The organism is Dyella sp. KRB-257 (assembly GCF_049445995.1).
Classification (GTDB): domain Bacteria; phylum Pseudomonadota; class Gammaproteobacteria; order Xanthomonadales; family Rhodanobacteraceae; genus Dyella_A.
Window position 1 is genome coordinate 150226 of the sequence record NZ_JBMSDZ010000006.1, and the last position, 15039, is coordinate 165264.

12 protein-coding genes are annotated in these 15039 nt (G+C 70.1%); 7 read left to right on the top strand and 5 right to left on the bottom strand.

The window, feature by feature from the left end; all coding sequences use genetic code 11:
- Positions 1–50: 50 nt before the first annotated feature.
- Positions 51–473, bottom strand: coding sequence for a DNA polymerase III subunit chi (locus tag ACO2Q2_RS06820; protein WP_423255004.1), 423 nt, complete (start codon positions 471–473; stop codon positions 51–53).
- A 149-nt stretch (positions 474–622) separates the two neighbouring features.
- Positions 623–2116 carry a leucyl aminopeptidase gene (locus ACO2Q2_RS06825; protein ID WP_423255005.1) on the bottom strand — a complete coding sequence of 498 codons (1494 nt, stop codon included), beginning with the start codon at positions 2114–2116 and terminating at the stop codon, positions 623–625.
- Between the two features lie 98 nt (positions 2117–2214).
- Between ACO2Q2_RS06825 and lptF the strand changes: the two genes are divergently transcribed.
- Together lptF and lptG are read left to right on the top strand one after the other, a co-directional pair.
- Positions 2215–3336 (top strand): LPS export ABC transporter permease LptF, encoded by a 1122-nt coding sequence (gene lptF, locus ACO2Q2_RS06830; RefSeq protein WP_423255006.1) that lies wholly within the window; start codon positions 2215–2217, stop codon positions 3334–3336.
- Positions 3333–4433 carry an LPS export ABC transporter permease LptG gene (gene lptG / locus ACO2Q2_RS06835; protein WP_423255007.1) on the top strand — a complete coding sequence of 367 codons (1101 nt, stop codon included), beginning with the start codon at positions 3333–3335 and terminating at the stop codon, positions 4431–4433. Before lptF ends, lptG begins: the two co-directional genes overlap by 4 nt.
- Before the next feature lie 9 nt (positions 4434–4442).
- Here lptG and ACO2Q2_RS06840 read toward each other — a convergent pair whose 3' ends face one another.
- Positions 4443–5420, bottom strand: coding sequence for a cation diffusion facilitator family transporter (locus ACO2Q2_RS06840; protein ID WP_423255008.1), 978 nt, complete (start codon positions 5418–5420; stop codon positions 4443–4445).
- Positions 5421–5598: 178 nt separating this feature from the next.
- Between ACO2Q2_RS06840 and ACO2Q2_RS06845 the strand changes: the two genes are divergently transcribed.
- Both ACO2Q2_RS06845 and ltaE read left to right on the top strand, forming a co-directional pair.
- A complete protein-coding gene (locus ACO2Q2_RS06845; protein WP_423255009.1) occupies positions 5599–6000 on the top strand; it encodes a phosphate-starvation-inducible PsiE family protein in 402 nt (133 codons plus the stop codon).
- Positions 6001–6075: 75 nt separating this feature from the next.
- Positions 6076–7098, top strand: coding sequence for a low-specificity L-threonine aldolase (ltaE, locus tag ACO2Q2_RS06850; protein ID WP_423255010.1), 1023 nt, complete (start codon positions 6076–6078; stop codon positions 7096–7098).
- Between the two features lie 168 nt (positions 7099–7266).
- Here ltaE and ACO2Q2_RS06855 read toward each other — a convergent pair whose 3' ends face one another.
- Both ACO2Q2_RS06855 and ACO2Q2_RS06860 read right to left on the bottom strand, forming a co-directional pair.
- On the bottom strand, positions 7267–8520 hold the full coding sequence (locus ACO2Q2_RS06855; protein WP_423255011.1) for a polyhydroxyalkanoate depolymerase: 1254 nt from the start codon (positions 8518–8520) through the stop codon (positions 7267–7269).
- Positions 8521–8681: 161 nt separating this feature from the next.
- Positions 8682–9179, bottom strand: a complete 498-nt coding sequence (locus ACO2Q2_RS06860) for an RDD family protein (protein WP_423255012.1) — start codon at positions 9177–9179, stop codon at positions 8682–8684.
- Between the two features lie 44 nt (positions 9180–9223).
- Between ACO2Q2_RS06860 and xerD the strand changes: the two genes are divergently transcribed.
- From xerD to purL, 3 genes are all read left to right on the top strand, one after another.
- Entirely contained in the window at positions 9224–10156 is a 933-nt protein-coding gene (gene xerD / locus ACO2Q2_RS06865; protein ID WP_423255013.1) for a site-specific tyrosine recombinase XerD, read from the top strand.
- A 128-nt stretch (positions 10157–10284) separates the two neighbouring features.
- The gene (locus tag ACO2Q2_RS06870) at positions 10285–11046 is read left to right on the top strand and encodes a DsbC family protein (RefSeq protein WP_423255084.1); all 762 of its coding nucleotides are present in this window, start codon (positions 10285–10287) and stop codon (positions 11044–11046) included.
- Between the two features lie 89 nt (positions 11047–11135).
- Complete coding sequence (purL, locus tag ACO2Q2_RS06875) at positions 11136–15038, top strand: phosphoribosylformylglycinamidine synthase (RefSeq protein ID WP_423255014.1); 3903 nt, start codon at positions 11136–11138, stop codon at positions 15036–15038.
- Position 15039 lies beyond the last annotated feature (1 nt).

Sequence of the window (15039 nt, forward strand, 5' to 3'; positions counted from 1 at the left end):
GATCCTTCTCGGGCGCCGATATGCCGAGCCGCGGCGCTGCGGCCGCCGGTTCACATGTCGAACTTGTTCACCTCGAAACCGAGCCGCACGTACTCGCGCCAGCGCGTGCGCGACTCCTCGCGCTCGGCCGGGTCGGCGGCCACCACTTCCAGCACGCGCTCGAACCGGCCCGGTGCGCAGCCTTCGCGCAGGTTGATCACCAGCGGCCGGTCGGCGGTGTCGATGCCCGGCGGCACGATCAGCACCGCGGTGTCGGCGTCGTCGTCGTCGCCGGCCAGCTGGTGCGGGATGAAGGCGTCCTCGTCGAACGCCCACAACAGCTCGTCCACCGCCTCGGCCTGTTCGAAGTCGCGCACCAGGATCAGCGTCGGCTGCTGCGCCGCGAACGCGCGCCGCGTCAGCTCGCACACCAGCAGCAAGGGCTGCTCGCGGAAGCGCGGCTTGTCGATCAGGTAGAAATCGGCGCGGGGCATGGAAAAGTCTTCGCTTTAGCCTTTGCTCGTCATTCCAGCGCAGGCTGGAATCCAGCGTCGCATGCCTTTAAAAGGCACGACTGCCACACTCCTTGGCGTAGCTGGAAGGCACTGGATTCCAGCGTTCGCTGGAATGACGGTGTGGGGAATCACGCGCCGGCGCGGTCCAGCAGCCACTGCGCCAGCAGCGGCACCGGGCGGCCGGTGGCCAGGCCCTTGCGGCCCTCGTCCCAGGCGGTGCCGGCGATGTCCAGGTGCGCCCAGCGCTGACCTTCGGTGAAGCGCGACAGGAAGCAGCCGGCGGTGATCGCGCCGGCGCTCTTGCCGCCGATGTTGGCCACGTCGGCGAAGCCCGATTCGAGCTGGGTCTGGTAGTCGTCCCACAGCGGCAGGCGCCAGGCGCGGTCGAGCGTCGTTTCGCCCGCGGCCAGCAGTTCGGCGGCGAGGTCGTCGTGCTTGCTCATCAGGCCGGTGGCGTGCTTGCCCAGCGCGATCACGCAGGCGCCGGTGAGCGTGGCCGCGTCGATGAGGGTGTGCGGCTTGTAGGTCTGGGCGGTCCAGGTCAGCGCGTCGCACAGGATCAGGCGACCCTCGGCGTCGGTGTTGAGCACCTCGATGGTGAGGCCGGACAGGCTGGTGAGCACGTCGCTGGGGCGGTAGCTCTCGCCGTCGGGCATGTTTTCCACCGTCGGCACCACGCACACCAGGTTGGTCTTCACGCCCATCTTCACCGCGGCGACGAACGCGCCCAGCACGCCGGCCGCGCCGCCCATGTCGAACTTCATCTCCTCCATGCCCGCGCCGGGCTTGAGGCTGATGCCGCCGGAGTCGAAGGTGACGCCCTTGCCGACGAACGCGTATGGCGCCTCGCCCTCGGCGCCGCCCTTGTATTCCAGCGCGATCAGGCGCGGCTTGTTGACCGAGCCGCGGCCCACCGCGAGCAGCGAGCCGAAGCCGAGCTGCTGCATTTCGTCGTGGTCGAGCACGCGGCAGCTCACCGCCTCGCCACTGGCATCGGCAAAGGCCTGCGCCTGGCTGGCGAGGTAGGCGGGGGTGCAGATGTTCGGCGGCAGGTTGGCCAGCTCGCGGGCGAAGCGCACGCCTTCGGCGATGGCGATGCCCTGCGCCAGGCCGACCTGCGCGTCGGCGCCGCCGGCGAAGGCCACGCGGGCCAGCTCCGGCTGCGCGCTCTTGTCGCGCGGCTTGAAGGTGGCGGTGTAGCGGTAGCTGGCGTGGTCGGCGGCCAGCACGGCGGTGCGCACGCGCCAGGCGGCGTCGCGGCCGGGCACGTCGATCTCGGTCAGGCAGGACACCGCGCCGTCGATCGGCAGCTTGCCCAGCGCGCGCGCCGCGTCGGCGTTGACGCGCTGGTAGCGGGCGGCATCAAAGCCCTTCTGCTGGCCCAGGCCCATCACCAGCACGCGTCGGGCGCCGATGCCGGTCGGGGCGAACAGCATGTGGACACTACCGCCCTTGCCGGTGATGTCGCCGCTTTCCACCTGGCGCTTGATCGCTCCGTCGGCCGTGCTGTCGATGCGCGCCGCCGCGCTGGAGAGCACGCCGCCTTCGTACACGCCCACCACCACGCAGGGCGTGTCGACGGTTTCGGGAGCGGCGGAGGCGAGACTGAACTGAAGCGTCATGAAAGGGTCCTGCGGTAGGCGCCGGCGCGGCCGGACAGGCTAGACTTGGGGTTTGCCAGCGCCCCCGCGGGCGCGGCGCAAGCCCCTGATTCTATCGCATGCTGAGCATCCTCGACCGTTACTTCCTGCGCGAGCTGGGCCAGACCATGGCGGCCACCGCGATCGTGCTGGTGACGGTGCTCGCCGGCAGCAGCTTCGCCCACGTGCTGCAGCAGGTGGCCAACGGCAGCTATCCGGCCAGCGTGATGTTCCAGGTGCTGGGGCTGAACATGCTCGACGGCCTCTCCAACCTGCTGCCGCTGTCCGGCTACGTCGGCACGCTGTGGGCGATGGGACGCATGTACCGCGAGAGCGAGATGCACGTGCTGGCCTCCTCGGGCATGGGCCCGCGCGGGCTGCTGCGGCCGGTGGCGATGCTTGCCGTCGCGATCGCGCTGGCAGTGGGGCTGGTGTCGCTGTGGCTGGGGCCGTGGGCCTCGCGTTCGTCGGCGGCGCTGATCGACGCGGCGAACCGCTCGGTCATCGCGGCCGGTCTCGATGCCGGCCGCTTCACCGAACTGCCCGGCAAGGACGGCGTGATCTTCGTCGACACGCTCAGCCGCGACGGCAGCCGGCTCGGCAAGACCTTCATCGCCACCGAGCGCAAGGGCAGCGATGGCGTCAGCCGGCTGCGGCTGATCACCGGTGCCAGCGGCCAGCTCTACCAGGAGAGCGACGGCAACGGCCGCTTCCTCGGCCTCAGGGACGGCTGGCAGTACGAACTGCCGCTGGGCGCGGACAACTGGCGGCGCATCCGCTACGAGCGCAACGACGCCTCGCTCAGCAACGTGCAGGGCGGCGATGCCGACAGCGATCCCACCCACGACCTGGGCACTTTCGCGCTGGCGCGCATCGACTCCAGCGAAGCGCGGGCGGAACTCGCCTGGCGCGTCGGTTCGCCGGTGATGGCGCTGGTGCTGATGATGCTGTCGCTGCCGCTGGCGAGGCAGAACCCGCGCGAGGCGCGCTACGGCCGGCTGCTGCTGGCGGTGCTGGCGTTCTTCCTCTATTACAACCTGCTCGCGCTGTGCAACGGCCAGATCAGCAAGGGCCACTGGCACAGCTCCGCGCCGATGTGGGCGGTGAGCGCGATCGCTTTCGCGATCGGCGCCTGGCTGTTCCGCAGCCAGTACCGGCCGCGCCGCGTGTACGCGTCGCCGACGCCGCAGGTGGACGCGTGATCCGCCTGCGCGTGCGCCGCGTGGACTGGCTGATCGGCACCACGGTGCTGGCCTCGCTGCTCACCGTGTGGATCATGATCGCGGGGCTGGATGCGGTGCTGCAGTTCCTGCGCCAGCTCAAGCATGTCGGCAGGAACGGCTTCACCCTCGCCGACGCCGCGCTGTACGTGCTGGTGACCTTCCCGCGCCGCCTGTACGAAAACTTCGGCTACGCCACGGTGATCGGCGGCCTGCTCGGGCTCGGTGGCCTGGCCGGCAGCGGCGAGCTCACCGCGCTGCGCGCCGCGGGCATGTCGCAGCTGCGCATCGCCGCGTCGGCGGCCGGCGTGGTGGCGCTGTTGATCGTCGGCGTGGTGATCCTCGGCGAGACGGCCGCACCGTGGGGCGATCAGAAGGCCCAGGCGATGCAACTGCGCCAGCGGGGCGGCGCGATCGGCCTGGCCGGCGCCACCGGCCTGTGGGCGCGCGACGGCCGGCGCATCATCAACGCCAAGGCCAGCCTGCTGAAGCAGGTGAACGGGCACAACCAGGTGGAGCTGGCGGACGTGCGCGTGTTCACCTTCACCGACGACGGCCAGCTCACCCGCTTCGACTGGGCGCAGAGCGCGCAGCACGACGGCCGCCGCTGGACGCTGTCGCAGGTGCGCAGCACCACGCTGGACGACCATGGTACGCACACCAACAAGGCGGCCAGCCTGCCGTGGGACGCCCAGCTCAATCCGCGCGTGCTGGAGCAGTCGCTGGTGCAGCCGCAGTACCTGCCGATGCGCGACCTGCGCCGCAACATGAACTACCTGGAGGCGAACGGGCAGAGCCCGGGCATCTATGCGGTGGCGTTCTGGACCCGCGCGCTGTATCCGCTCAACGTGCTGGTGCTGGTGCTGTGCGCGATGCCGTTCGCCTTCGGCAGCCTGCGCTCGGGCGGGCTGGGCAAGCGCATCTTCATCGGCATCCTGATCGCCATTGCCTGGTACTTCCTGCAGCAGGCGCTGATCAACTTCGGCACCGTCTACGGCGTGCCGCCGCTGTTCGCCAACCTGCTGCCGGCCACCGTGCTGGCGATCGCCGCCTGGTTCTATTTCCGCCGCCATCGCTGAGCGAGGCAATCAGTGAGCGAGGGTGTCGTCACGACCGAGCGCGATGCGGCGCTGCCTCCATGTCTCGGGCGTCTGCGGCTTCACGAACAGCGCGGCCAGTTCCGGGTGTTCGGCCTTGGCGCGCGATTCGATGCGGCCGATGCACGCCTCGATCTGCGACGTGTCGAGCGCGTCCTCGAACTCGGCACTGAGCGCGGCGACCACGCGCTCGGGGCCCATCTGTACCGTCATCACGCCGTTGGCCGAGCGCACGCCCGCGTCGGCAGCGGCGATGCGCATCAGCGACTGACCCACGCCCGGCCGGGCCGGCTCGCCGATCAGCAGACCCTTGGTTTCGCGCGCCAGCAGCAGTGCCGAGCAAGCCAGCAGCGCGGCGATGCCCAGCGAGGCGATGCCGTCGAACACCGGCATCCGCAGCCAGTGCGCCAGCGCCAGTCCGGCGATCGCGATCAGCAGGCCGGCCAGCGCCGCGGTGTCTTCCAGCAGCACGGTGAATACGCTCGGGTCCTTGCTCTGCCGGAATGCCTCGAAGTAGCCGCGCCGGCCCTTGCGCTGGCGGAACTCGCGCAGCGCTACCCACCACGAGCCACCCTCGAACAGCATCGACACGCCCAGCACGAGCAGGCTGGGCAGCGGGTGTTCCACCTGCACCGGATGGCGGATGTGCGCGATGCCCTCGTACAGCGACACGCCGGCGCCCATCGCCAGCACCAGCAGCGCCACGATGAAGCTCCAGAAGTACAGCTCGCGGCCGTAGCCGAACGGATGGCTGTCATCGGCCGGCTGGCGGGCGCGGTGCAGGCCGTACAGGAGCAGCAGCTCGTTCACCGTGTCGACCAGCGAATGCACGCCCTCGCTGAGCATCGCCGAGCTGCCGGAGACGCCTGCCGCGATGAACTTCGCCACCGCGATGGCTAGATTGCCGAACAGCGCGGCGATCACCACCTTGTTCGACGACGCGGCGCTGTGGGCCGGGCGATTGGCCATGGGCGATCCTTGTGACTAATAGGTCACCATGCTGGCCGCGGCGTCGACGGCCCGTGGACGCCGCGCACCCCGCATGCGTCGATCCGGCGCAAGGCGGGCGGCTTGCGGCGCGTCGCCGGCCGTGGTCATGATGGCCGGGTGCGGCGTTCCGCCGCGCGCCCGACGCCGAGGACATGCCATGCAGACGCCGCTTATCGGTCGCTCGTTCTCCCTCATCGAAAAGATCGGCCTGCTGGCCATCCTGCTGGCGACGCTGTTCGCCGGATTCAGCGAGGTGCGGCAGATGATCGTGGCCGGCCATGCCGGGGTCAGCGACCTGCTGCTGCTGTTCATGTACCTGGAGCTGGTCTCCATGGTCGAGGTGTACTGGACCGCCGGCAAGCTGCCGGTGCGCATGCCGCTGTACATCGCGATGGTGGCGCTGGCGCGGCACATGCTGGTGGACCAGCAGCTGCCGGCGCTGGACCTGCTCGGCACGTCGGTGGCGATCCTGCTGCTGGCGGTGGCCGTGGTGGTGGTGCGCTACGGCCACCTGAAGCTGCCGTACCGCGACGCGATCGATTCGCGCCACCTCAGCTGAGCGTGCCGGCTGGCTTGTCCGGCCGCAGCGTGGCGGTCATGCTGCGCGTTCCTTTTTTGCATGAGGAGTGCGGCAGTGGCCTGGGTGGATCTGCGCAGTGACACGGTGACCCGACCGACCGCGGCGATGCGCGCGGCGATGGTCGAGGCGGCGGTGGGCGACGACGTCTACGGCGAGGACCCCACGGTCAACGCGCTGCAGCAGCGGCTCGCCGACGATCTGGGCTTCGAGGCGGGCCTGTTCGTGCCCACCGGCACCCAGTCCAATCTGGTCGGCCTGATGGCGCACTGCGAGCGCGGCGACGAGTACATCGTGGGCGCCGACGCGCACACCTATCGCTGGGAAGGCGGCGGCGCCGCGGTACTGGGCTCGATCCAGCCGCAGCCGATTCCGCAGGACGCCGACGGCACGCTGCCGCTGGACAAGGTGGCCGCCGCGATCAAGCCGATCGATCCGCACTTCCCGCGCACGAGGATCCTCGCGCTGGAGAACACCTGGTGGGGCCGCGCGCTGCCGCTGGACTACCTTGCTGCCGCCCGTGCGTTCACCCACGAGCGGAAGCTGGCGCTGCATCTGGACGGCGCGCGGCTGTTCAACGCGGCGGTCGCTTGCGGCGTGCCGGCGCGCGAGATCGCCCAGCATTTCGACAGCGTGTCGGTGTGCCTGTCCAAGGGGCTCGGTGCGCCGGTGGGTTCGGTGCTGGTGGGCTCGGCCGCACTGATCGACAGGGCGCGGCGCTGGCGCAAGGTCGCCGGCGGCGGCTGGCGCCAGGCCGGCCTGCTCGCTGCGGCCTGCACGTATGCGCTGGATCATCACGTCGATCGCCTCGCCGACGATCACGCCCGCGCCGCGCGGCTGGCCGACGGGCTGGCGGCAATCCCCAACGTGACGCTGCTCGGCCAGCACACCAACATGGTCTACGTCGACGTGCCGGTGGAGCGGCTGCGCGATCTGGACGTCCATCTGCGTGCGCGCGAGATCCGCATCGGCATCGGCTACACGCCCACGCTGCGGCTGGTGACGCACCTGGATGTGGACGATGGGGGTGTGGCGCGCACGGTGGCGGCGTTCGAGGCGTTCTTCGCGGCAGCACACTGAGCAGGAAACAGGCCCACCAGCGCCGGCCACATGCGGCGCCCACGAGCGTTATCGCAGGAGTCCACCCTGTGGACGACACATGCGGCAACGAAGCGTAGAGCATTCGCGCACAGGGCCTGCCCTCGACTCGATCGAGGGGTGCGCTCCCCGCCCGCCGGTGGCCGGGTATCAACCCTTGCGCGAATCGAACGTGCGGATGAAGTCGCGCACCTGCGGGTAGACCGTCTCGCGCCAGCGGCGGCCGCTGAAGATGCCGTAGTGGCCGGCGCCCTCGATCACCCGGTGCGCGCGGGCCTTGGCCGGGATACCGGTGCACAGGTCGTGCGCGGCCTCGGTCTGGCCGAGGCCGGAGATGTCGTCCAGTTCGCCTTCCACGGTAAGCAGGGCGGTGCGCCTGATCGCCGACGGATCGACCCGCTCACCCGCCACATCCCACACCCCGCGCGGCAGCAGGAACTGCTGGAACACCTTGGCGATGGTGTCGAGGTAGAACTCGGCCGGCATGTCGAGCACGGCGTTGTATTCGTCGTAGAACTTGCGGTGCGACTCGGCGTCGTCGAGGTCGCCGCGCACCAGGTCCTGGTAGAAATCCCAGTGCGAGTTGAGGTGGCGGCTGGGGTTCATGGCGATGAAGCCGGCGTGCTGCAGGAAGCCCGGATACACCTCGCGGCCGGCGCCCGGGTAGTTGCTCGGCACGGTGTGGATCACGTTGCCCTTGAACCACGACAGCGGCTGGCGGGTGGCCAGGTTGTTGACGCTGGTGGGGCTGCGGCGCGGGTCGATCGGGCCGCCCATCATGGTCATGCTGCGCGGCGTGGTCTCGCCGCGCGCGGCCATCAGCGAGATCGCGGCGAGCACCGGCACGGTCGGCTGGCACACCGAGATCACGTGCAGCGAATCGGCACCGATGTGGCGGATGAACGCCTGCACGTAGCCGACGTAGTCGTCCAGCCCGAACGTGCCCTGGTCGACCGGCACCATGCGCGCGTCGACCCAGTCGGTGATATACACCTTGTGGTCGCGCAGCAAGGTGCGCACGGTGTCGCGCAGCAGCGTGGCGTGATGCCCCGACAGCGGCGCCACCACCAGCACCACCGGGTCGGCCTTCATGGTCTCGATGGTGTCCGGATCGTCGCTGAAGCGCTTGAAGCGCTTGAGCTGGCAGAACGGCCTGGCCAGCGCCACGCGTTCGACGATGGCGATCTCGTGCTCGTGCGCCACCGCCTGGTGGATGCCGAACTCCGGCTTCTCGTAGTCCTTGCCGAGGCGGTGCATCAGCTCGAAGCCGGCGGCCCAGCGTTCGATGCCCGGCCACTGCGCCAATGGGCTGGCGGGGTCGTTGAGCATCTTGGCGTTGGCATCGGCGAAGTGGCTCAACGGGCCGAGAAAGGCGCGCTGCCACTCGTGGATCTGATAAAGCATGGAGGAGGCCGGGAACGGTAAAGGCCTGATTCTAGAACCAATCGCCCGCGCTTGTGTTGCGGTGCCGCAAGGGCGCTCGCGGCGACGGCCCGGTGGCCTGCGCACAGACAGCCGCGGTGGCAACTGCGCAGGGTTGATCAGAGCACCCTCAAGTGAACGGGTCAGCCGATCTGGCGCACTTCGGTGCCGGCGGCGAGGTCCTGCAGCGCACGCCGGCGCGGATCGAACAGGGCCACGGCGAACCATGCCGCCCAGGCGATCAGCGCCGCCCACAGCGCGCCGCGCAGGCCCAGCAGCGGCGCCAGTGCGAGCAGCGCCAGCGGTGCGCCGGCGACGACGACGCGGATCAGCGCCTGCCGCAGCGTGGGCCGCGTGCCGTCGCGCGCTGTCACCCGCAGGTGCCACGGGCGCATGCCCAGCGTCTGGCCGCCGCGCAGCCACGACACCACGAAATACGCCGACACGACCGCCGACTGCAGCGGTCGGTACCACCAGGCGATCGTCGTCTGCGCGCCGGTGGTGATCAGCCGCCCGCCGGTGGCCAGTTGGCACAGCAGGCCCACCACCATCACGATCGCCACCACCGCGAGCAGGTCGTAGACCAGGGCGAGCAGGCGGCGCCACGGCGGGCAGGGCAGGGAGGTGGAGGCGTCGGTCATGGCTTTGCTTGCGTCGCGCGCGCGCCGTGCCCAGCATGGCGCGCATGAAAGAGGAAAACCCCGCCAGTATCGCCCAAGCCGACGCGCTTTCCGAAGCGGACGGGCGCAGCATCGCCGCCTTCATCGAGCGGGTGTGGTCGGAGGATGGGTTGTCCGACCGCACGCTGGAGGCGTATCGCCGCGATCTGGAAGGGCTCGCGCGCTGGTTGTCGACGCGCGGGCGCATGCTGGAAAACGCGCGCCGCGAGGATCTGTCGGCCTATCACGGCACCGCCCCGGTGGCGGTGCGCTCGCTGGCGCGGCGGCAGTCCTCGTTCCGTCGCTACTACGGATTCCTCGCCCGCAACTCGGCGGATTTCGACGACCCCACCCGCCTGATCGAGCGGCCGAAGATGCCGCGCAGCCTGCCCAAGGCGCTGGCCGAGCGCGAGATCGAGGCCTTGCTCGACGCGCCGGACGTGACCACCACGCTGGGCCTGCGCGACCGCGCCATGCTCGAGCTGATGTACGCCTCGGGCCTGCGCGTGTCCGAGCTGGTCGAGCTGCCGCTGGCCGGATTGAACCTGCGCCAGGGCGTGCTGCGCGTCACCGGCAAGGGCGGCAAGGATCGGCTGGTGCCGGTGGGCGAGCTGGCGCTGGAACGCATCGAGGCGTACCTGAAAACGGCGCGCCCGCTGCTGGCGCGCGGTCGCCAGCCGGCGGCGCTGTTTCTCAGCCAGCGCGGCGAGGGCATGACGCGGCAGATGTTCTGGACGCTGGTGAAGCGCTACGCGATCAAGGTGGGCATCGCGCCGAAGCGCATCTCGCCGCACGTGCTCAGGCACTCCTTCGCCACCCACCTGCTCAACCACGGCGCCGACCTGCGTGCGCTGCAGATGCTGCTCGGCCACAGCGCGCTGAGCACCACGCAGATTTACACGCTGGTGGCGAAGGAAGGCCTCAAGCGGCTGCACGCGCAGCACCATCCGCGCGGCTGAGGCGGCGTTGCGGCGCGATGTCGCGTCGGCGTCATGCGCGTGCCGTCGCTGATCGGGTTCAGGCGCCTGTGCGAGAATCCGCCGTTCTGCGGTGCCGTGCGTGCCGCGCATGCACGAGGTCGATGACGATGTGGAAGAAGCTGGCGCTGGCGTTCTGCCTGGGTGCAGGCGCAACGGCCGCACAGGCCGCCGATACCGCCGTGACGCCCGCGGTCGAGAAGACCGTGCGCGCGGCGATCGCCTCGTTCGGCCCCGGCGTGCACATCGAGTCGATCGCCGCCGCACCGATTCCCGGCTTCTACCGGGTGATCGCCTCCGGTCAGATGGTCTACGTGAGTGCGGACGGCAAGTACATGCTGAACGGCGATCTGGTGGACATCGCCAGCCGGCACAGCCTCAACGACGACGCCTGGGCCAGTTTCCGCAAGGCCCAGCTGGCCACCGTGCCGGCCGCGCAGCGCATCGTCTACGCGCCGGCACATCGCAAGACCACGCTGACCGTGTTCACCGACGTCAACTGCGGCTTCTGCCGCAAGCTGCACGAGCACATCGACGACTTCTTGAAGGCCGGCATCGCCGTCGAATACCTGGCCTGGCCGCGCGAGGGCGTGACCACCACGGCGGGCCGGCCCACCCCGACCTATACCGAGATGGTGTCGGTGTGGTGCGCCGCCGATCGCAAGAGCGCCTTCACCGCCGCCAAGCAGGGCCATGCGCCCAAGCCGCTCAGCTGCGACAACCCGGTCAAGGCGCAGTATGAGCTGGGTGAGCGCCTGGGGGTGAACGGCACGCCGGCGATCTTCACCCCCGACGGCCGCCAGCTGGGCGGCTACGTCACCCCCGCCGATGTGCTGGATGACCTGCGCAAGCACCCGCTCGGCGGCAACTGACCGCCCGGTACGGCAGCGGGAGCGCCCGATGCCGTGGTGCAGCATCGGGTAGAATGGCCGTTTTCCCGTACAGCGCCATTCCCTCTCGCATGATCGCTTTCGACGGGCAAACCGCCCTTTCGCCGTTCCGTCTCGACCGCCTCAACGCCCGCCTCGATGCCCTGCATCGCGGCGCGCGCATCCAGGCGGCGTGGTTCGTTTATTTCCTCGATGCCGACCGGGTCCCCGAAGGCGTCGAACGCCAGCGGCTGCTGGACGTGCTGGAAGCCAAGGACGCGGCGCCGGAACCGGCCAGCCTGTGGGTGGTGCCGCGGCTGGGCACGATCTCGCCGTGGTCGAGCAAGGCCACCGACATCCTGCACGGCGCCGGCTTCGACGTGCGCAGGGTCGAGCGCGGTCTGGCCTGGCTGGCCGTGGGCCTGCCCGAAGCGGGCGCGCCCGACCACGACGCGGTGATGGGCGTGCTGTGCGACGCGATGACCCAGTCGGTGCTCACCGATCTGGATCAGGCGCAGGGGCTGTTCCTCGCCGGCATACCGGGCGACCTGGTGCAAGTGACGCTGGATGGCGATGCGCGCGCCGCGCTGGCGGATGCCAACACCCGGCTGGGCCTGGCGCTGGCCGAGGACGAGATCGACTACCTGGCCGACCGCTACGCCGAGCTCGGCCGCGACCCGACCGACGCCGAGCTGTTCATGTTCGCCCAGGCCAACTCCGAGCACTGCCGGCACAAGGTGTTCAACGCCAGCTGGACGGTGGACGGGCAGGCGCAGGACGCCACGCTGTTCGGCATGATCAAGCACACCCACGAGCGCTCGCCCGCGCACACGCTGTCGGCCTACAAGGACAACGCGGCGGTGATCGAGGGTTCGGCCGGCAGGCGCTTCTTCGCCGATGCCGACGGCGTGTGGCAGGCGCACGACGAGCGCATCGACTACGCGATCAAGGTGGAGACGCACAACCACCCCACCGCGATCGCGCCGTGGCCCGGCGCGGCCACCGGCGCCGGCGGCGAGATCCGCGACGAGGGCGCCACCGGCCGCGGCGCCAAACCCAAGGCCGGCCTCACCGGTTTCTCGGTGTCGGACCTGCGCATTCCCGACCATCCGCAGCCGTGGGAAGTGGAGCGTCCGCTGCCGCCGCGCATGGCCAGCGCGTTCGAGATCATGCGCGACGGCCCGCTCGGTGCCGCCGCGTTCAACAACGAATTCGGCCGGCCGTGCCTGGGCGGCTATTTCCGCAGCTACGAGCACGAGACCGGCGAAGCCGGCGTGCGCCGCGGCTATGACAAGCCGATCATGCTGGCCGGCGGCCTGGCCAACATCCGGCCCGACCACGTGCAGAAGCGCGAGCTCAAGCCCGGCCACAAGGTGATTGTGCTCGGCGGCCCGGCGATGCTGATCGGGCTGGGTGGCGGCGCGGCCTCGTCGGTCGCTTCCGGTGCGTCGAGCGCGGAGCTGGATTTCGCCTCGGTGCAGCGCGACAACGCCGAGATGGAGCGGCGCTGCCAGCAGGTGATCGACAGCTGCTGGGCGCGCGGCGACAAGAACCCCATCGTCAGCATCCACGACGTGGGCGCCGGTGGCCTGTCCAACGCGATTCCCGAGCTGCTCAACGACGCGGGCGTGGGCGGCGAGATCGACCTCTCGGCGATCCCCTGCGACGATCCCTCGCTGTCGCCGATGCAGGTGTGGAGCAACGAGTCGCAGGAGCGCTACGTGTTCGGCATCGCCGCCGAGGACCTGCCGGAGTTTGAGGCCTACTGCGCGCGCGAGCGCTGCCCCTACGCGGTGGTCGGCACGGCCACCGAAGAGCGCCGCCTCCGGGTCACCCGCGCGCTGCCGGCCTCCGAATCCCGAATTCCGAATCCCGAATCCCGCGAAGTCGTCATCGACCTGCCGATGGACGTGCTGTTCGGCAAGCCCCCGCGCATGCACCGCGACGCCACGCGGATCAAGCCGCGCATCGACCTGGTGCCGGATCTGTCCGGCATCGGCATGGACGAAGCCGTGCTGCGCGTGCTGCGCCTGCCCACGGTGGGTTCGAAGAACTTCCTCATCACCATCGGCGACCGCACCGTGGGCGGCCTCAACCATCGCGATCCTATGGTCGGCCCGTGGCAGGTGCCGGTGGCCGACTGCGCCGTCACCATCGCCGACTTCGACGGCTACACCGGCGAGGCGATGGCGATGGCCGAGCGCGCTCCGGTGGCGCTGCTCAACAGCGCCGACGCCGCGCGGCTGGCGGTGGGCGAGGCGATCACCAACCTGGCCGCCGCGCCGATCGACCACCTGGGCGAGATCCGCCTGTCCGCCAACTGGATGGCCGCGGTGAACCACCCGGGCGAGGACGCCGCGCTGTTCGACGCGGTGAAGGCGGTGGGCATGGAGCTGTGCCCGGCGCTGGATATCTCCATTCCGGTCGGCAAGGACTCGCTGTCGATGCAGACGGTGTGGACCGATGGCGACCAGCGCCAGTCCACCGTGGCGCCGGTGTCGCTGGTGATCACCGGCTTCGCCCGCGTCAGCGACGTGCGCTGCACGCTCACTCCGCAGCTCAAGCTCGATCGCGGTCCGTCCGAGCTGTGGCTGGTCGACCTCGGCGGCGGCCGCGACCGCCTCGGCGGTTCGGCGCTGACCCAGGTGTTCAACCGCGCCGGCGGCGTGCCACCCGATCTGGAGGACGTCAAGCGCCTCAAGGGCCTGTTCGAGCTGGTGCAGGAAGCCAACCGCGCCGGCCTGCTGCTGGCCTACCACGACCGCTCCGACGGTGGCGTCATCACCACGCTGCTGGAGATGGCCTTCGCCGGCCACTGCGGCCTGGAGATCCATCTGGACGGCTGGGCCGAGGCCACGCTGCGCGCGCTGTTCAACGAGGAACTGGGCGCCGTGCTGCAGGTGGCCGAGGCCAACCGCGAGGCGTTCGAGGCGCTGCTGGTCAGGCACGGCCTGGCCGGCCTGAGCCACCGCATCGGCCGGCCGAAGGAAAAGCTCGGCATCAAGCTGTTTCTCGGCAACGAGGCGATGTTCAAGTGGCAGTGGGTCACGCTGTTCAAGGCGTGGAACGAGACCAGTCACGCCATGCAACGGCTGCGCGACAACCCGCTCAGTGCCGACGCCGAGCTGGAGTGGCGGCTGGACGACGCCGACCCAGGCATCACGCCCAAGCTCACCTTCGACATCACCAAGGATGTCGCCGGACCGCTGCTCGCCAGTGCTGCGCCGGATGCGCGCCCGCGCGTGGCGATCCTGCGCGAGCAGGGCGTCAACGGCCAGGTGGAGATGGCCGCGGCGTTCACCCGCGCCGGCTTCGAGGCGGTAGACGTGCACATGTCCGACCTCGCCAGCGGCCGCATCAGGCTGGCCGACTTCCGCGGCCTCGCCGCCTGCGGCGGCTTCTCCTACGGCGACGTGCTGGGCGCTGGCCGCGGCTGGGCCACTTCGATCCTCTACAACGAGCAGCTGCGCGCGCAGTTCGAAGCGTTCTTCGCCGACTGGACGAAGTTCGCGCTGGGCGTGTGCAACGGCTGCCAGATGCTCAGCCAGCTCAAGAACATCATCCCCGGCGCGCAGCACTGGCCGAAGTTCCTGCGCAACGCGTCCGAGCAGTACGAGGCGCGCGTGGCGACGCTGGAGATACTCGATTCGCCCAGCCTGTTCTTCAAGGGCATGACCGGCTCGCGCATCCCGGTGGCGGTGGCGCACGGCGAAGGCCGCGTGCACTTTCCCGGCGCGTGCAGCCCGTCCAGGGCGCAGGCGGCGGTGCGCTTCGTCGACAACCGCGGCAAGCCGACCGAGAACTACCCGCTCAACCCGAACGGTTCGCCCGGCGGCCTGGCCGGCTTCACCGCCGCGGACGGCCGCGTGACGATCCTGATGCCACATCCCGAGCGGGTGTTCCGCAGCGTGCAGATGAGCTGGCATCCGGAAGCCTGGGGCGAGGATTCACCGTGGATGCGGATGTTCCGCAACGCGCGGGCATGGTGCGGCTGAG